At 51.1% G+C, this 18150-nt stretch carries 14 protein-coding genes; 11 read left to right on the top strand and 3 right to left on the bottom strand.

All coding sequences use genetic code 11. The features are described 5' to 3' along the window. Positions 1-41: 41 nt before the first annotated feature. From I2D94_RS12425 to I2D94_RS18505, 4 genes are all read left to right on the top strand, one after another. Positions 42-2264: an FAD-dependent oxidoreductase gene (locus I2D94_RS12425; RefSeq protein ID WP_195397093.1), complete on the top strand. Its 2223-nt coding sequence runs from the start codon at positions 42-44 to the stop codon at positions 2262-2264. A gap of 191 nt (positions 2265-2455) precedes the next feature. Continuing rightward, positions 2456-2629, top strand: coding sequence for a hypothetical protein (locus I2D94_RS12430; RefSeq protein ID WP_195397094.1), 174 nt, complete (start codon positions 2456-2458; stop codon positions 2627-2629). A gap of 115 nt (positions 2630-2744) precedes the next feature. Then, positions 2745-2879 carry a hypothetical protein gene (locus I2D94_RS18705; protein WP_370544622.1) on the top strand — a complete coding sequence of 45 codons (135 nt, stop codon included), beginning with the start codon at positions 2745-2747 and terminating at the stop codon, positions 2877-2879. A gap of 24 nt (positions 2880-2903) precedes the next feature. After that, positions 2904-3029 carry a hypothetical protein gene (locus I2D94_RS18505; protein ID WP_255524746.1) on the top strand — a complete coding sequence of 42 codons (126 nt, stop codon included), beginning with the start codon at positions 2904-2906 and terminating at the stop codon, positions 3027-3029. Positions 3030-3052: 23 nt separating this feature from the next. Here the strand turns inward: I2D94_RS18505 and I2D94_RS12435 are convergent, their stop codons facing one another. Next, positions 3053-4255, bottom strand: a complete 1203-nt coding sequence (locus I2D94_RS12435; RefSeq protein ID WP_195397095.1) for a hypothetical protein — start codon at positions 4253-4255, stop codon at positions 3053-3055. 179 nt (positions 4256-4434) lie between these two features. Here I2D94_RS12435 and I2D94_RS12440 point away from each other — a divergent pair, with 179 nt between their 5' ends. From I2D94_RS12440 to nagA, 6 genes are all read left to right on the top strand, one after another. After that, the gene (locus tag I2D94_RS12440) at positions 4435-7239 is read left to right on the top strand and encodes a sigma 54-interacting transcriptional regulator (RefSeq protein ID WP_195397096.1); all 2805 of its coding nucleotides are present in this window, start codon (positions 4435-4437) and stop codon (positions 7237-7239) included. A 152-nt stretch (positions 7240-7391) separates the two neighbouring features. After that, entirely contained in the window at positions 7392-7895 is a 504-nt protein-coding gene (locus I2D94_RS12445; protein ID WP_195397098.1) for a PTS sugar transporter subunit IIB, read from the top strand. Positions 7896-7908: 13 nt separating this feature from the next. After that, on the top strand, positions 7909-8712 hold the full coding sequence (locus I2D94_RS12450) for a PTS sugar transporter subunit IIC (RefSeq protein WP_195397099.1): 804 nt from the start codon (positions 7909-7911) through the stop codon (positions 8710-8712). Beyond that, entirely contained in the window at positions 8709-9533 is an 825-nt protein-coding gene (locus I2D94_RS12455; protein ID WP_195397100.1) for a PTS system mannose/fructose/sorbose family transporter subunit IID, read from the top strand. The genes I2D94_RS12450 and I2D94_RS12455 overlap by 4 nt, the downstream gene beginning before the upstream one ends. 4 nt (positions 9534-9537) lie before the next feature. Then, complete coding sequence (locus I2D94_RS12460) at positions 9538-9957, top strand: PTS sugar transporter subunit IIA (RefSeq protein WP_195397101.1); 420 nt, start codon at positions 9538-9540, stop codon at positions 9955-9957. A 57-nt stretch (positions 9958-10014) separates the two neighbouring features. Beyond that, on the top strand, positions 10015-11208 hold the full coding sequence (nagA, locus tag I2D94_RS12465; RefSeq protein WP_195397103.1) for an N-acetylglucosamine-6-phosphate deacetylase: 1194 nt from the start codon (positions 10015-10017) through the stop codon (positions 11206-11208). 108 nt (positions 11209-11316) lie between these two features. On the opposite strand, the gene I2D94_RS12470 is transcribed toward nagA, so the two are convergent. Next, complete coding sequence (locus I2D94_RS12470) at positions 11317-15975, bottom strand: GGDEF and EAL domain-containing protein (protein ID WP_072682981.1); 4659 nt, start codon at positions 15973-15975, stop codon at positions 11317-11319. Positions 15976-16338: 363 nt separating this feature from the next. Further along, complete coding sequence (locus tag I2D94_RS12475) at positions 16339-16920, bottom strand: ATP-dependent Clp protease proteolytic subunit (protein ID WP_072682982.1); 582 nt, start codon at positions 16918-16920, stop codon at positions 16339-16341. Positions 16921-17074: 154 nt separating this feature from the next. Between I2D94_RS12475 and gap the strand changes: the two genes are divergently transcribed. Further along, positions 17075-18085 (top strand): type I glyceraldehyde-3-phosphate dehydrogenase, encoded by a 1011-nt coding sequence (gap, locus tag I2D94_RS12480; protein ID WP_072682983.1) that lies wholly within the window; start codon positions 17075-17077, stop codon positions 18083-18085. Positions 18086-18150 lie beyond the last annotated feature (65 nt).

Genomic DNA, 18150 nt, shown 5'->3' on the forward strand with positions numbered 1-18150 from the left:
AGGTCAGATCGATTGTGAAAATATCGACGAGGGAGGAAAATATGAAAAGACTTGGCCTTATCTTGATTTCTCTTTTCATGGTGCTTTCCTGCGCTGCCTGCGGGCAAACGAAGGAAGAAACGAAGAAAGCAGAACTCAAATTCACGGCTGGAAGCTATACGGCTTCAGCACAGGGCTACAACGGGGAAGTGTCGATTGAAGCGACTTTCTCAGAAAACGCAATTACGGACATTCAGGTTCAAGAACAGAAGGAAACGGCGCATGTCGGCGATGTCGCTTATCCCATTTTGATTGAGGATATCCTGGCAGCCAACGGCACGGGGGTTGACGTTGTCAGCGGGGCGACCTTTACGAGCATCGCTTTGAAGAACGCGGTCAACGCAGCGGCGGAAGCGGCGGGCGCTTCTGATCTGGACGCCTTTAAGAAGAACACCGTAGAACATGCGGCGCAGGAAGAAATTACAGGGACCTGGGACGTCGTCATCGTCGGCGCCGGCGGAGCAGGCATGATGGCCGCCGCGCAGGCAGCCCAAAACGGGGACACGGTTCTGGTATTGGAAAAGAACGCGGAAATGGGCGGAAATACGTTAGTTTCCGGCGGCGCTTATCAGTCGACCTTTGACGCTGTTGTCTGGGATCCGGCCAATCCGGATGCGACGACCGGCGAATACAATGGCGAAACCTATGAAAAAGTTAAAAATGACGCGGGACGGATTGATACGCTGAAAACAATTCTGAACTGGTCGGAAGAACCGTTTGACGGAACGATTGACGACGAACATCCGTTTGTCGCGGGCGATATTGCGCTGAATGCGGTGCGCGGCGTCCATGAGGAATATCTGCCGACGCTGAAAGCGCTGAAAGAAGAAATCCGGGCTTATCTGGATTGGGCCCAGCCGCAGCTGGATGCGGGCGTCCATGAAACAAAGCTGACGTTGTTCTCCACGATCAACCTGCATATCTTCCAGACATATTATGGCGGCTTGCGTCCAAACCGGGAGAATACGGAATGGATTTACGGCGATGAAAAGCTGGTTCGCCAGTTTGTCGAAGGTGGTCAGGAAATTAAAGACTGGCTGGAAGCTCAGGGAGCTTCGATTGATCAAAGCCGTGCCTTTACGTTAATCGGATGCTTGTGGCAGCGTGAAAACGCAGTCAATGGCGGCACGGTTGACGGCGAATTCTATGAAGGCAAGTGGGGCGGATATTTCGCGGTCCCGGCCAATACGGTTTTAAAAGCGAACGAAGCGAATAAAATTATGACCCGCACGACGGCGAACGAATTGATCACGGATGAATCCGGGCGCGTTACCGGCGTGAAGGCGACGCAGTTTGACGGAACTCCGGTCACAGTCATGGCCAACAAAGGCGTCATTCTGGCGACCGGCGGCTATGGCGCGAATATTGAGATGGTCCAGAAGACAAATGATTACTGGAAAGATGAATTTATTGCCAACAATATCGGGACAACCAATCGTTCCAGTCTGAAGGGCGACGGCACGACGATGGGTCAGGCTGTTGGTGCAGCGACAATCGGCGAAGGCTGGACACAGATGATGCCGTTAGGCTGGGTTGATAATGGAAATCTGGCTGGCGGCGCCGGCGAGAACGTCATTTACGTCAATCCGGAAACGGGCAAGCGGTATGTCGATGAATCCGCGGAACGCGACGTTCTGTCAGAAGGCGGCTTTGAAAACGGAATGAGCGAAGCAAAAGCAAAGGAACTGGGATTAAAATATGTACCGGGGATCTACGTTGAAATTTCCAATGTGGGAACAACGGCTGGCACCGGCGGTTTCAACAACATTCCTGAAGATGTTGAAGGCCGGATGATTTTCAGAACGGTGGAAGAAACCGCGGAATTGATCGGCTGCGACGCGGAAACGCTGCGGCAGACAATTCTGGATTACGATAACTACGTCATGGGCGTTGCCGATACGCTGGACGTGGAGAAGCTTTCGTATCGCGGAACTGTCGGTCAGGTCGAAATGGACGACGAAGGCAATTATCTGCCGGATACGTACAAGCTGGACATGATCCGGGTTCGTTTCCTGGCTCCTTCCACGCATCACACGATGGGCGGATTGAGGGTCGATACCGATCGCCGCGTCCTGAATGAAAACGGCGAAGCGATCAAGGGATTGTATGCGGCAGGCGAAGTCACCGGCGGCTTCCATTCAGGAAATCGTCTGGGCGGCAACGCAATCACGGAGATCATCGTTTCCGGACGCATTGCCGGAAACAGCGCTTCCAACGAGAAATAAAGAACATCAGGCAAACATGGTGAATCCTCTTATCGAGGGCTCGCCATGTTTTTGTTTTCAGAGGTGATTGTATCCTTCCTTTCTCGCAGGACATGCAGCGTTTGCTATAAATCCGTTGTCCAAAAATTTTTTCGGGCAGACCCGGCTTCAATTTACGATCCGGGAAAATCAGGATAACGAGGCAACTTTGCATGAAATTTCGGATCAATACCCGAATTATCAATTTTGCGAAGGAGAAGAGAATGATGCATGATTCCACCATGTTCTGGTTTTATCTGAACCAGATTCCCATCGTCATGTTCTGGTCTTATTTCTTTAACGGTTTTTTGCCGGTTCGCTGGAATCCGCAGCCAGTTATATTGTGATGACGCAGCGGCGAATGCAATCTTTAATTATTTTGCGCATCAATGCGAACAGGGAAAAATCGCGTTTGAAATTCAGATTGAGGGCAGTCTGCTGGGATTGCCGGAGAGTCTGGATTTGAATACTTTATTAAGCAATATTCTGAAAAATGCGGTCGAAGCGTCGCAAGGCTGGATTATGCTTAAGATAAAGGTTAAAGGAAATCTTCTGGCTGTTGAATGCAGGAATTCCTGCGATCGTCAGAAGCTGTAAAAGAAGAAGTATCCAGGTCAGGGAATGACGATTATTAAAGGAATTGTAAAGAAGTATTGGGGAACATTGGAATTCTCGGTGGCGGATCAGGGGACAGTCAGCTTAAAAATGTTATTGCTGGGAAAGAAAGCACCGGAAGATCTGAATTGAACTTTGCGCTGCATAAGTAAAAGTCAGATCATTTTATGCTTTCTTTGTGCATGTCTTTGGTAAGATGAAGGAATCCCTGCGGCTTTTCTCAGCTTGGCGATCAGTTGGCGTGATAGGCGAATTCCTTTTTCCTGCAGCCGCATTGATATCTGGATATCGCTTAATGGATAATCGGGTGATTCCTGTTTAATCTGACTCTGAATGAAAGCAGTCAGCTCTGCTGTACTGTAATTCTGAACGCTGGATGAAGCAAAGAGCGCTTCAATGGGAAGCAGTTTTCCCCGAAATAGAAAATACTTGTTCTGAACCGCTCGTGTCAGCGTGGAGGGGTGAATACCCACGCGCCGGGCAATCGTTTTTTTCTGGCATGCGTGCAGCGGTGTCTGACGAATCAGCGGAATTTCCTGAATTTGAAGCAATTCGTTCATAATCAGGCTTAACGTGAGTGTACGCCGGTTCACAGCGTCGAGGAAAAACCGTGCTTCGTGGAGCGCCTGAGCCAATTCCAAAGAAGGATTTTCATTTAATTCCAGATCAACTTCCTGCATGCTTTCCAGAACGCAATGTTCATCTTCAATGCGAACTTCAAATTCTGGAAGAATCCAGCTGACCGTTTCCGATTCATAAGCGGCGCAAGGGAAAGGTGTGCATTCCTGCAGCTGTTGGAAATAAGTCTGAATCATCTGTTCGCTGCAATGGAGCCTGGCTGCGGCGCCAGCCCAGTCATGCACCAGAATCTCCGCTTCACACTGCGTTAAAAAGGCGATGGCCTCGGTCTGACCGCGGCGCTGCAGCTGCAGGATCAGACATTCTTGAGCGGAGCGGGCCGCGATGCCCGCAGGTTCCAGCTGTTGGAGAAGCCGCAGTTGTTCTTCCCAATCAGACAGCGGCTGATGAAATGCCTGCGCTAATTCATCGAGCGGTTCATCGAGGAAACCCCGGTCGTTTAAGGATTCGATCAGGATCTGACAAATCGTTTCTCTATATGGTTGGTTTAAGGTGTGCAGCTGGGCGTAAAGATCATCCTTGAATGAGGAGGCTTGTGTTTGAAAATCAAGCCAGCTGGATTTCAATTCCCGCAGAAACGGATTAGTCCGCTGCTTCCGGCGCAGCTGAGCGACCAGCTCAGCCCGGTTCCAGGTTAAGATCTGCAATGATTTTTCCAGACTGGGTGTAAAATGAAGCGCAGGCTTCGGTATCGGCCGGATCTGAATTGAGGATGACATACGTGCTCCTTTCCCGCTTTACTTTCTGATCTGTAAAGCAATGTTCAATCCTATAAGATAATAGGAATAAATTGGATAAATAAATAATTACATTGACCATGGACACGATTGATTCATGCTCCTAAAACGATTATACTAAATTTATTAAAATACTACTATTTATCTTTGAAGGAGAGGCAATGAGGGAAAATCAAACCTGGATTCAGAACGAGATACTGGCCGTTTTAAATAGAACGCCGCTTGATTCCGATCATGTCGAACGGTTTACGGCTGTCTGGTTATCACAGAAATTGAATTACAGCCGCAATTTTATCAGTCAGCTGTTAAATGATTTAGTCGCGCAGCGGCAGTGTGTGAAAATTAACACCCGGCCTGTATATTACCTGAGCCGCCAACAGCTTTTATCGCTGGGCTATGAAATTCCTGACGCGATTAGCGTTATATCAGGCTGGCCGGATTTAAAGAAATATAAAAACCGGAAAGAAGCTGATGTGTTTGATTCGCTGATCGGCAAAAATGGCAGTCTGGCTTACGCGATTGAGCAAGCCAAGGCCGCGGTTACCTATCCCCCGCAGGGCCTGCCGATGCTTCTGACTGGTGCGACAGGAACCGGGAAAAGCTTTTTAGCGCGGTTAATGGTACAGTATGCCCGCAGCCAGGGAACGCTTAAAGAGAATTGCCCATTTGTAACGATCAACTGCGCTGAATATGCGGATAATCCCGAACTGTTTCTGATCCATCTATTTGGCTATAAAAAAGGTGCATATACTGGAGCCGACAGCGACCGCCAGGGTTATTTAGCCTCAGCTAACGGCGGCGTGTTGTTTCTTGACGAGGTTCACGCGCTGAAACCCGAATGCCAGGAAAAAATCTTTCTGTTTCTGGATCAGGGTATCTATCACATGATCGGCGATCATGATACGTTGTATTCCAGTGAAGTCCGGATATTGATGGCAACAACAGAGAATCCGCAGGAGATTTTATTGAAAACACTGCTGCGTCGAATTCCGATTCTTGTGCAGCTGCCGGATCTTGAGCATCGCCCTTTGCCGGAGAAGCGGGAGTTAATTTTGACCCTGCTAAAGAAAGAACAGGAGAAGCTGGGGTGTTCGTTATTGATCAGCGACCTGGCTTATCATACACTGGAAACTGCCCATTTCCCGGGGAATGTCGGGCAGCTTGAAAATGCGGTAAAGGTCAGCGTCGCCAATGCGTTTTTGCGGCGTGGTGAGAATCAGCTGGAAATTCATATTCAGGATCTGCCCGCAGCACTGGCTTCCGGGATGACCTTTGATTTGCTTCAATGTTCCGATCAGATGCTGCATCCGCTTCGAGCCGTAGTTTCACCTGTGCAAAGTCCAAGCGGCTACGGGGTTTTCAATCAGGCTCTGCTGCATACCTTTCAAAGTTACCTTGACCGACAGATGAGCTTTGACAGCTTTCTCGCTGTCGCTTACATTAAGCTGGAACAATACGCCGACGCGCTGATTCAGGATCGGTGGATTACGCCTCAGGAGGAAATCTTTCGCAATTTGTCCGGGTTGATTTTATCGCTGACCTCTACGCACAGTTCCCACCGTCGGCTGTCCAATAATAAAATTAAAATATTAACACGCTATTTAGCTGACGCGGCCCGCCAACTCCAGCAGGAATTTCCGCTGGGTGTCCAGGATAAGGAGGCTGTGGAGGCTTTTCTGGCCCTGATTCAGCAGCGGTATCCGCTGGAAGCTCGCCAGATTCGGGAAATTTTAGACCTGGCAGTCAATACACTCTCGCTTTCCTCGACCACTCTGCCAACACTTGATCTGTTTATTTTCCTCCAATATTTCAGCCGTGATTTACAGCGGGCTTCAATTCCAGTGGTGATTTTAGCTCATGGCTATGCGGTAGCCAGCGGAATGGCCGAAGTTGCCAATCAGCTGCTGCGGACGCAGATGTTCGACGCGATTGATATGCCCGCGGACTGCCGGCTCGACGACGTGACCACCCGGTTAAACGAATATATCGACTCATTGGAAGGTTGTCTGGAACTGATTATCCTGGTCGATATGGGATCTTTGGAAAATATCAGTGATACACTGGGACAGGATCGGAAGATGAATATCGGAATTTTGTCGAATGTTTCAACCAAGCTGGCACTAGACGTTGGTTCGATGATCATGGAAGGCACGCATTCGCTGAAAACAATTCTTAAAGAAGCCAGTGAGCGCAGCGTACATCGCTATGAAATCATAGAAAATCAGTACAAAGCCAATGCAATCCTGGCCGTATGCTCTACGGGAATCGCCACGGCGGAGAAAGTACTGGCCCTGTTTCAGTCCAGTTTGCCTGCGCCGGTGAAGGTTGAACTGATTCCCGTAGATTATGCTTCACTCCATCAGGGCAGAATGATGAGCCTGAGCGCACAGTATCATGTACTGTTGATCGTCGGTACCCTTGACGCGGCAGTGCCGGGCATTCCGTTTGTTTCAGTGGAGGAGCTGGTCGATCAGAAAAATATGGACGTCCTCGACCGGTGTCTGAAAGGCATTCTGACAGAGGACCAGATGCGGTTGTTTAAGCGCAGCATTATAAAGAACTTTTCATTAGAAAACCTGTTGAACTATTTGACAATTCTCAATCCTAACCGGATTTTGGTTTACGTCGAAGAAATCCTTGATCGGATTCAGGAAAGACGTCAGTGCAGTTTCAGCGGCCGTACGATTATCGGTCTGTATCTGCATATCAGCTGTTTAATTGAACGACTGGTGATTGGTAAGGAACCTGCCCGGTATCCTGATCTGGAGACGTTCACGCTCAGCCAGGCAGAATTTATCCGTATAGTGCAGGACAGTTTCGTTTCCGTTTGCAAGGCGTACAACATCACGCTGCCTGTCAGTGAGATCGGATATCTGTATGATTATATCGAACAGGGCAGTGTCGCAAACAAGACGGACAGTGTCGCTGATCCGCAAGACGAAGATTTTTTTGCCGGTCAAGCTTGAAAAAACAGAATAATTCATGTGATAAAAAAACAAAAAAAGATGAGAAACGGCAAAGAAAACCGAAAAACTCATCTTTTTTTACATGATTGGATTGGTTGCCACAGAAATTGCTGGAAAGAGGGCAGAACAACCCAAGAGGAGGTGGAAAAAGGATGATTAAATTATTACGCGTGGACGACCGGCTGATTCATGGACAGGTGGCAACGACCTGGACGAAAACGCTGCAGGCGGATTCCATTATCGTCGCGAATGATGAAGTCATTCACAATGAGCTTCAGATCATAGCATTGAAGCTGGCGGTGCCGGCGGGCATGAAGGTGGCGATCCGCAGCGTGGAGGACGCGATCGGACTGCTTCAGAATCCGAAGGCCCGGTCAATGAAAATCTTTGTCGTCGTCAATCATCCCCGGGATGCGCTGCGCATCGCGCAGGCGGTTCCGGAAACTGTGGAGGGAATCAACATCGGGAATTACTACGGAAGCAAACAGCTGCGGACCGAGGAAAAAATCAAACTCGACCGCAATATCTATCTCAATCCGGAAGACGTCGAAACATTGAAGAAAATCTGCGCCCTGCCGGTTGAATTTACCATACAGATGGTGCCGCATGAACCGAAGAAAAAGGTCAGCGACTGTCTGCAGCACCTGGGATGTTAAGGAGGAATGAAAAATGATGATCGTCCAAGGTTTGTTAGTCGGGCTTGTCTATTACGTCTGTGATTTGCTTTCCCTGGCTTGGTGTGCCAATCCGATGGTGAACCGTCCGATTGTGCTGGGGCCGCTGGTTGGTCTGGTTCTCGGCGATTTGCAGCAGGGTATCCTGATCGGCGCTTCAGTGGAACTGGTTTTCTTAGGCGTCGCCAGTATCGGAGCGACAATGCCGGCCAACGCGGCGCTGGGCGGCACGATTGCCACGGCGTTCGTGATTCTGACTGGCGCGGATATGGAGGTCGCGCTGGCCTTAGCGGTGCCGATCGGGATGCTCGGCGTATTTACCAATGAATTGCGCAAACTGATCACGGCGAATTTCCTGCCGATGTTTGACCGCTTTATCGAACAGGGGAATATCAAAGCCTATGACCGTTCGATTTTGTGGGTTTCCGCGCTTGTCCAGTCGTTCCAGGCGATTCTCGTCTTCCTGTGCGTAGCGTTCGGCACGCAGTCGATCGACGTCATGTTAGCGGCGATTCCCGCCGCGATTATCGACGGAATTAAGGTTGCCGGCGGAATGCTTCCTGCGTTAGGCTTAGGTATTCTTACGATTATGCTTCTGGGGAAGAAAGGCGCGTTTCTGTACTATCTGCTGGGTTTCGTGCTCGTGATTTTCTTTAACGTTTCAACGACAGCCGTTGCCTTAATCGCCTTCATTCTGGCGGGGATTGAACTTTACCGGGAGCTGGATTTCCAGGCGTTAGTCAAGCTGAAACAACCAGCGTCGGATCCTGCAGAAAAAGAGGAGGAATTCTTTCTATGAATAAAAATTTACAAGCCTATCCCAAAGAAGAAGTCACCGCTTTAAAGCGGATGTACTGGCGTTCTAACTTTCTGGAATCCTGCTTCAACATGGTCCGCTTGCAGGGGCTGGGTTTCGGTTACGCGATGATTCCAATGCTCGAGTATTACTATAAGGATAACCCTGAAGGTTTAAAAGAAGCCTTAAACCGGCATACGCAGTTCTTCAACACCTGTCCAAACGTCGTTACGTTTAATCTTGGCGTAGCGGCGGCGATGGAAAAAGAAGCCGCCTCCAATCCGAACTTCGATCCAGCGGCAATTAACTCCGTTAAGACCGCCCTGTTAGGCCCGACCGCGGGGATCGGCGATGCGATCTTCTGGGTCGTCTTACGCACGCTGGCAGCCGGCATCGGGATTTCCTTAGCCCAGACGGGTTCCATTCTGGGGGCCATCGTGTTTGTTCTGTTGATTAACGTGCCAAGCTTCATTGGCCGCTGGTATCTGGAAATTGCTTCGTATACCACAGGTACCAAACTGGTTCAAAAAATGGACGAGAGCGGTCTGATCACCTTGATCTCCAAAGCAGCCGGGATTATCGGCCTGACGATGGTCGGCGCGATGGTTGCTTCCAATGTCAGCTTGTCTACCCCGCTGACCTTGAATTTCGGCGACGTTCCGTTTGAACTGCAGAGCGCCTTTGATATGATTATGCCGGGCTTCCTGCCGCTGATGCTTTCGCTGCTGGTCATCGCGCTGCTGCGCAAAAACGTCAAAGCCAACTGGATTATCATCGGGATGATGGTCGTCGCCATTGCGGGACGGTTTATCGGGATCTTGTAGAAAGATGCGGAAGTTCTTAATCGCAACGCACGGCACGTTGGCTTCAGGAATCCGGAACGCGCTTCAGATCATCACTGGCGATACGGACAGGCTGACGGTGATCGACGCGTTTGCCGGCCCGGAAAATCCGGCAGATCAAATCCAGATCTATTTCGATAAGATCAATGTTCAAGACGAGGTGATCATCCTGACCGATCTGCCTGGAGGAAGTGTCAACCAGATGCTGGTGAACTATTTAAAACGACCCCATACACATCTGGTCAGCGGCGTGAATTTAAGTTTGGTTCTGGCATTGATGTTGGATCCTGGTGAAATGGATACAGGTTCACTGATCCGACAGGCGATCCCTGAGGCCCGGCAGCAGATGTTGTATATCAATGAAAAAGTTGAACAGATGAGCGCGGAGCTGAACGCCTTTTTCTAAACACATAGAAATAGATGTTTGTTCCATAGACTACAAGAAAGGAAGGTGGAATGATTTATGAAAAGTATTCACAGTCATCACATCGTCACGGAAACTGAAGTCGTCGACGGATGGCTGACGATTGACGACGAAGGCCGAATTGCGGGGATCGGCGATACACCCGTGGGCACACGGATAGAGGAGGTTCAGGACGACTGGCTTTTACCTGGTTTGATCGATCCTCATCTGCATGGCTTTATGGGCTGGAACGCCTCGAAAACAACCGATGAAACGCAGATCCTCCACATGGCCGATGCACTGTTGTGGGCGGGAGTGACTGCCTGTGTACCTTCCTGCATTTCCTCCCCGATGATGCTGGAAAACGTCCGCGCGCTGCATGAGGCGAGAATCCATCAGCGGCAGGGGGCTGAAATTTTGGGCCTATATATGGAAGGGCCGTTTTACAACCCGGAGTATAACGGCGGGACGCCGATGCAGTATTTCCAGAAGCCTTCGGTTGATCAGGCCCTGCGGTTTTATGAAGCCGCTGGCGGCGATTTAATCAGTCTGGGTCTGGCTCCGGAACTGCCGGGAGCGATGGAGGTCCTCATGGTTTTAAATCAGAAAGGCGTGCGGGTCGGCATTGCGCATACCGGGGCCGACTATGATCAGACGATGGACGCGATTGACGCCGGCTGTAAGATGGCGACGCATTCGTTCAACGCGATGCGCGGATTACATCATCGGGAAGTTGGCGTGACCGGCGCGATTCTTCTGGATCCGCGGATATACAATGAAATCAACTGCGATTTCATCCACGTCTGTCCGCAGATGATTGAAATTCTGCTGAAGATGAAACCGTGGGATAAGATTTTGATGATGACTGACAGCGACAGTCTGACCGGCATGCCGCCGGGCACGTATCAGATCGGTGAGACCCCGGAAACGCTGGAATCGAACGGGAAAATTCATTTGCCGGACGGCACGATCTACGGCAGCGGACGGCTGCTTCTGCAGGACGTGTTCAACCTGATCGACACTCTGAAAATTCCAGTGCCGGAAGCGGTGGCCATGGCGTCGCTGAACGCTGCGCGGTTCCTGAACGTCGACGACCGGCTGGGTTCGCTCAAGGTGGGAAAGCAGGCCGACTTCATCATCGTCGACCCATTGCACCAATGCCGCGCGACATTTAAAAAAGGGGTGCAGGTTTGCGGCCGCGATCAGCGCAATACGCTGGTCAATCCGGAGTTTATGAATCTGAAAATCGCATAGAAAAAAAGAGAACGTTTTGCTTGGAAAGCAGGGCGTTCTCTTTCTATCTGGTTTGAATGCGGAGTAAGAAAGATCGGCCATTCCTCTCTTTCACCTCTGAAAATCAAATTATTCCCAATTCTTATTGAATAACGTGCGGAAATCACCCACCGGCATCGGCTTGCCATAGAAATACCCTTGCCCCAGACTGCATCCCAGCTGCCGCAGTTTATCCCGCTGCGCTTCAGTTTCGACCCCTTCGGCGATGACGCTGACCCCCAGCTGATGACACATGGAAATAATGCTGGCAACGATGATCTGATTCTGCGCGGAATCGACCAGTCCCTGAATCAGACTGCGGTCCAGTTTCAGGACGTCGAAATCCGCAACCGTCAACATGCTTAAATTGGTGTATTTTGTCCCGAAATCATCCAGGGAAATTCGCAGATGCAACCGTTTCAACGATTGAATGACCGTGCGCAGCGTTTCCTTTTCAATTTCACCGACTGTTTCAGTGATTTCAATTTCAATTAACGAAGGATCGAAATCATAGCGCGATAAAATTTTCTCCACCTCCAGCGCCATGTTTTCTTCCAACAAGGTCAGGCGTGAGAAATTTAACGACAACACCGCGGCATTCCGGCTCTGCCGCTGCCGGCGCTGCTGCATCTGGCAGACCTCGTCGAGGACAAACAAATCAATGACCCGAATCAGATGTTCGTTTTCCAGCACCGGGACAAAGCGCGCGGGCGGAATCACACCCATCTGCGGATGCAGATAGCGGATCAAGGCTTCCCCACCCAGGATCCGTCCGCTTTCCAAGTCGGCTTTTGGCTGGATATAGACGGTGAACCGGTTTTCTTTGAGCGCCTCCATCAGCTGTTGATAGGTCTCCGGCCGGTAATGCTTGGACAGATTGTAAGTCGTTTTATAATAATTCTGCTTGGCGATATACATCAGCTGATCGGCATGATTCATTAAGGCGCTGACGTCCGGCTCGTCCCCGCTCCAGCTGCTGCCCATTGACACGCCGTTGACAATGATCGTAAACGCGTTTTTCAGCCGGGCCAGCCGCTGCTGGAATTCCGCGTGCGAAATATTCTCGTAGACAGCAATGAATTCGTCGCCGCCTAAGCGGAATAACTGCTCCGGCCGGGCATGCAGATTCAGAATCCGCGCCAGTTCGATCAGGACCTGATCGCCATAGTGATGCCCATACAGCTCGTTGAGCTGCTTCAGCCCGTTGACGTCGCAGACCAGAACGCCCGCCTGCGATAAGGGATGCCGCTGCCAATGCTGGAGCTGCTCGACATACCGGTTGCGGTTGCCCAGCCCCGTCAGCGGATCGTGATAGCTCATAAACCGCAGCTGTTCCACCGCCTGATATTTAAGCAGTTCACTGACCAAAAAGGCGATCAGCGATTCCGCAAAGCTTAAATCCTGTCCCTGCGCCGACGGATTGACGATGGCGCAGCAGCCGATAATCTTCTCCTGGGAAAGCAGCGGCACCGCAAGCAGCGACCGCACACCCAGCCGTAAAAACGTGCGCACCAGTTCGGCGTTCTGACTCTTCAAGGCGTCGATATCCACTAAGACATAGGCGTCGTGCGCATGAAAATAGGTGTACCCCGGTTCCAGCAGCACTTCCGCCAGATTGTTCCAGACTTCCTTGAACGAAGGCAGCGGCGTCTTCATCCACTCGTAAACCGGAGGCGTTTCCTGCAAAAAGCTGAGCACGACCCGCTCCGCCGCGTAATAGCGGCCGATACCGGTCAGGCTTTCCTCTATCGCCAGACTGACGGAATCCGCGTCGACGATCTGGCGCACATGTTCAAGCAGCGCGTTGCCGCGCTCCAGCTGCAATGACAGTTCCTTGCTTAAATGATTGTGTTCAGCGATATCCATCGCAAATTCCATCCGCGCAGTCCGGCCCTGCCACTGGATCAATTTATCTTTGACGATGAAATCCCGGTTCATCAGCTCGTTGGTATGCTCCCAGACATAATATTCGTTGAATTTCAGCTTGTCGTTGGTGCAGAACGGACACGGCGTATCGCGGCCCTGCAGCACCTTATAACATTTCTTGCCGATGTAGTCGTCGATGATATTGAGATCTTCTTTGATCGTCCGGTTGATGAATAACAATTCGTAAGTCTTTGGATCGCTGACATAGATCACGTCGTTTAATTCCTCAAGCAGCTGCGAGGTCAGATGTTCTTCCAGCCCCGGCGCTGCTGCGATCACCGGCATTTCCGTGCGCAGCTCGTCGATTTCGGTACTGTTGACCGTCCAGCTTTCCTGCTTCATCGAAGGCAGGTAAAACTGCACCTGATTCTTGCCCTGACGTTTGGATTGATAGAGCGCGATGTCTGCGTTCTGGTAGAGCTGATAGAAATAAGTTCCGTCCTTGGCATAGAAAGAAACGCCGATGCTGCAGGAAACGCTGTCGTCAAACAACGCCGCCAGCTTTTGACACAGCTGTCCTGCTTTTTCCCGTACGATCTGTTCCGTCTTGCAGTTTTTCATCAGAATCGCGAATTCATCGCCGCCGATCCGGCCCAAAACATCATCGCCGCGGAAAACCTCGCGGATCTGCCGGGCAATTCGGGAAAGCACCTGATCACCATAGAGATGGCCGAAGGTATCGTTAATTTTTTTAAACTCGTCGATATCCAGAACCAACAGCGCGTGCATTGCCTGGGGATCGTTTTCCAGCACCGACTGAATCTGAGCTTCAGAGGAGCCTTTGTTCAATAAGCCGGTCAGCGAATCCCGCTGGGATTGATATTGCAGGATCAGCTCATGTTTCTTTTCTTTATCAATATCGCGGATAAAAAACAACACCTTCAGATGCTGGGTCGCCGGATCCTGAATGATATGCGCAGTCGTTTCCACCCATACCATCTGGCGTTTTTCCGACAACCGGCGATATTGCAGCGTGATTTCCCGCTGTTCCTGATTAAACGCGGCTTTCAAAGCGTCCCGGCTGAACGTCGAAAGAAACGTCGGACGGTCGTCGGGATGGATCTGCTGCCGGGCGATGCGGCGCTGGAACTGATCGTAAGGCGTCCGCAGCGCGTCGTCGATCAAAAAGCCCCAGTCGCCGCTGATTTTTTCCACAAGATTGTCGCACAGATTGATCTCAATCATCAGACAGGCGCCGGCCGCGATGGCCTTGCGGTACTGCTGCTCCTTGGCGTAAGCCAGTTCGGCATCTTTCTGCAGCGTGATGTCTTCAATGATGCCGACGGCCTGTTCCGTCTGCCCAAACTCGTCGGGCAGCGTGACCAGCGTTAGCTGCGACCAGTGCACGATGTTGTCCTGATTGCGGTTTTTAATAATGCAGCTTACGCGTTCCTCTCCCTGACGCAGCCGGTGAATCATCGCGAGGAAAGATTCCCCGAAGGGCGGCAGGATCAGTCCGCGGTCGATAAAATATTCCGGATTGACGGCGGTGTCTGGAAAATTGTAGCGGGCGCAGGCTTGCGGCGTACCGAGAATCTGATTGGTTTTAAAGTCATAATCAAACAGCACGCAGCCGACCTGTTCAAGAGCTTTCGTCATCCTCTGCTCGTTGATCGCGATATTCATTTCCCGCTGCTTGCCCTCGGTGATGTCGAGCACAACGCAGTTGATCGTCTGGACGCTGCCGGTCAGCGCGAAAGAAGCATAGACCATCAGAAATAAAATGCCGGTTTTTGTCGGAACCCGCAGCTGATAGTGCAAGCCGGGCAAGCCGGCGGTGAAGGCTTCTTTGATCTGGGCTAAAACGGCGTTTCGGTCATCGGGATGAACCATCCGGATCCATTCGTTTTGATAACGCTGACGGATTTCATCTTCCGAAGTCTGAAGCAGCTGATAAAACCGGCGGTTGCCGTAAAGCAGGGTCTGCGCGTCGTCGAGCTGAAGCAGGCAGATTCCACCCGGCAGATTGTCCGTTAACATCGCCATCTCATCGTTGCGTTGGCGCAGCTGACGAATCTGCGTCTCCAATTCAGCCTGACGTTCTTTCACAGCGTGGATATCGGCAAATCGAAGCAGGATCGCAATGCGGCCCTGATCTGTCAGAAAGCGGTAGCCCTGACATTGCCGCCACAAAGCCGTTCTGTCCCTGCGCACAAACCGCAGAGGCATCTGAAATTCATCGCCATGCTGAAACGCGTCTTCACATTGGGTTTTCATCGTTCCGACATCGTCGGGAACCAGGATCAGATCAAGCTGATTCCGACAATGAGCATAGAATTCTTCGTAGGTGAATCCGAGTTGCTTCAGCAGCGGGGAACTGATATAAAACAACGGCATGTTGGCTTCCAGATACACACCGGCCATCTCCGCCTGCAGCGCCGGTTCCGCCATTGTGAACAGCCGCGGATGGGCAGTGAAAAGTTGCGGCTGCGGCGAGAAGACCCGCGAGGCAGGCAGATCGAGGTCCAGCCGCACATAGACGGGCCGGGGTAGTTCTTCCAACGTTGCCCGCAGCTGCAGACAGGCGGTCTTCCCGTCGGGATAGTCCAGCTCAAAGGCGGCGAACAGGGCGCAGAGATGGGGCTGTTCGCGCAGGACTTCCAGACTGATCCAGCGGATCTGCACAGGCGGGAGGGTCTGTTTATAGTAGCGGTTTAACGACAAAAGCAGATCGTCGCGGCCGGCAATCATGTCCGGATAGAGCCCGCGGCAGATCAGCGCTTCGCTCAACGCTTCCTTCAATGCCGGCCAATCCCGGCAAAGAAAGACGGCGTCCACTAATTGTTCAAAGGCTTCGCGTAATTTAACTGTATTTTTTTCCATGATCGGTTTGCCTCATTTTCGATATCCGTGCGAGTTTGATTCTCATTTAATAATATAAGGATAGCATAACCCCGGGGCAAAAACCAGCGCGGGGTCAGCGCGGACAGCGAATTTTCGGGAGCGGCAGGGGGCGGATAAAAAAACGGGCAGACTGAGGGTGGGCAAACCGGTCTTGAGCGGCAAAGTTTCACTTCACTCGCCTTGAATTCAAACGATGGGAAAACAGGCGGAAATCAGTCGGATTGAAGGAAGCGGCAAGAACCGGCCATAACATAAAAAAAACGTCCGCAGAGAACCTGCGGGCGATTTAAGAGCTCGGTGGATGGGAAACGGGGATTGGAAATTCGTGCAATCTTCGCAGCGCTATTTTTGTTTATGCACCAGATCGTCGATCAAACCGTAATTCTTTGCCTCTTCGGCGCTGAAGTAGCGGTCGCGGTCGCTGTCTTCGCTGATTTCCCGCAGACTGCGGCCGGTGTCGCCGGCTAACAGTGTATTTAAGCGCTGGCGGATCTGCAGGATATGCTCGGCGGCAATCTTGACGTCGGCGGCCTGTCCCTGGACGCCGCCCAGGGGCTGGTGAATCATGATCTCACTGTTGGGCAGGGCATAGCGCTTGCCGCGGGTTCCTCCGGCTAACAGGACGGCGGCCATACTGGCAGCCATGCCCATGCAGATCGTCGATACGTCGCAGCGGATCAGCCGCATCGTATCGTAAATCGCCAGCCCGGCGCTGACGCTGCCGCCGGGGGAATTAATATACAGCTGGATATCCTGAGACGAACGCGAGGCCAGGTATAACAGCTGCGCGCACAGGCTGCCGGATACCGTGTCGTCAATCGGCGAGGTCAATAAAATGATCCGCTCCTTCAACAGACAGGAGATCAGATCGTAAGCCCGTTCGCTGCGGGCGGACTGTTCAATAATCGTAGGAATTAAGGTCATGGAGAAGACTCCTTTCCTTTTACAGTATGCCAGAATTCAGCGGATCAATACCTCGATGAAAAAAAATTGTAAAACCGTCAAGTGAAGTCATTCACAATTGACATTTTATGCCTTAAACACTATAATTAAGTCGTGTCATAAGGAGGTCTATAAAATGACAGTAAAAGTTGCGATTAATGGTTTTGGACGCATCGGACGTCTTGCTTTCCGCCAGATGTTTGTAGCCGAAGGTTATGAAGTTGTAGCCATCAACGATCTGACAAGCCCTAGAATGTTAGCTCATCTGTTGAAATATGATTCAGCTCAGGGCCCTTTCACAGGACATACAGTTGAAGCGAAGGAATCTTCGATCGTTGTCGACGGACACGAAATCGAAATCTATGCGAAGGCTGACGCGAAAGAACTGCCTTGGGGAGAACTGGGCGTTGACGTCGTTCTGGAATGCACAGGCTTCTATACATCGAAGGCAAAGGCTTCCGCTCATATCGAAGCCGGCGCGAAGAAAGTCGTCATTTCCGCTCCTGCCGGAAACGATCTGCCGACGGTTGTCTTCGGCGTTAACGAAGGCGTTCTGACAAAGGAAGACACCGTAATTTCCGCGGCTTCCTGCACCACGAACTGCTTAGCTCCAATGGCGAACACATTGAACAAATACGCTCCGATCGTCAGCGGCATCATGACGACAGTTCATGCTTACACAGGCGATCAGATGACTCTGGACGGCCCTCAGCGTAAAGGTGATCTGCGTCGTGCTCGCGCGGCTGCGATCAACATCGTTCCAAACAGCACCGGCGCTGCCAAAGCAATCGGTCTGGTTATCCCGGAACTGAACGGCAAGCTGATCGGCTCTGCTCAGCGTGTACCGGTTCCGACAGGCTCCACAACGCTGCTGGTTGCGGTTGTTAAGGGCAAAGATGTTACGAAAGAAGGCATCAACGCTGCGATGAAGGCTGCTTCCAACCCGTCTTTCGGATATACGGAAGAAGAACTGGTTTCCAGCGATATCATCGGTATCACTTATGGTTCTCTGTTCGATGCAACACAGACCATGGTTACCAAGATTGACGACGATACTTATCAGGTTCAGGTTGTTTCCTGGTACGATAACGAGAACAGCTACACAAGCCAGATGGTTCGTACAATCAAATACTTCGCTGAACTGTAAGAGCGAAAGTCAAAGGCATAAAGAAAGCGGCTTTTCCAAAGTCGCTTTTTTTTGCGCTTTTTTGT

Origin of the sequence: Holdemania sp. 1001302B_160321_E10 (genome assembly GCF_015552275.1) — a bacterium.
In the GTDB taxonomy this organism is placed as follows: domain Bacteria; phylum Bacillota_I; class Bacilli_A; order Erysipelotrichales; family Erysipelotrichaceae; genus Holdemania.

Bases quoted from the DNA above. Each gene is read 5' to 3' on its own strand.
- I2D94_RS12425 (WP_195397093.1), top strand. From the start codon at position 42: ATGAAAAGACTTGGCCTTATCTTGATTTCTCTTTTCATGGTGCTTTCC.
- I2D94_RS12430 (WP_195397094.1), top strand. From the start codon at position 2,456: ATGAAATTTCGGATCAATACCCGAATTATCAATTTTGCGAAGGAGAAG.
- I2D94_RS18505 (WP_255524746.1), top strand. From the start codon at position 2,904: ATGACGATTATTAAAGGAATTGTAAAGAAGTATTGGGGAACATTGGAA.
- I2D94_RS12435 (WP_195397095.1), bottom strand. From the start codon at position 4,255: ATGTCATCCTCAATTCAGATCCGGCCGATACCGAAGCCTGCGCTTCAT.
- I2D94_RS12440 (WP_195397096.1), top strand. From the start codon at position 4,435: ATGAGGGAAAATCAAACCTGGATTCAGAACGAGATACTGGCCGTTTTA.
- I2D94_RS12445 (WP_195397098.1), top strand. From the start codon at position 7,392: ATGATTAAATTATTACGCGTGGACGACCGGCTGATTCATGGACAGGTG.
- I2D94_RS12450 (WP_195397099.1), top strand. From the start codon at position 7,909: ATGATGATCGTCCAAGGTTTGTTAGTCGGGCTTGTCTATTACGTCTGT.
- I2D94_RS12455 (WP_195397100.1), top strand. From the start codon at position 8,709: ATGAATAAAAATTTACAAGCCTATCCCAAAGAAGAAGTCACCGCTTTA.
- I2D94_RS12460 (WP_195397101.1), top strand. From the start codon at position 9,538: ATGCGGAAGTTCTTAATCGCAACGCACGGCACGTTGGCTTCAGGAATC.
- nagA (WP_195397103.1), top strand. From the start codon at position 10,015: ATGAAAAGTATTCACAGTCATCACATCGTCACGGAAACTGAAGTCGTC.
- I2D94_RS12470 (WP_072682981.1), bottom strand. From the start codon at position 15,975: ATGGAAAAAAATACAGTTAAATTACGCGAAGCCTTTGAACAATTAGTG.
- I2D94_RS12475 (WP_072682982.1), bottom strand. From the start codon at position 16,920: ATGACCTTAATTCCTACGATTATTGAACAGTCCGCCCGCAGCGAACGG.
- gap (WP_072682983.1), top strand. From the start codon at position 17,075: ATGACAGTAAAAGTTGCGATTAATGGTTTTGGACGCATCGGACGTCTT.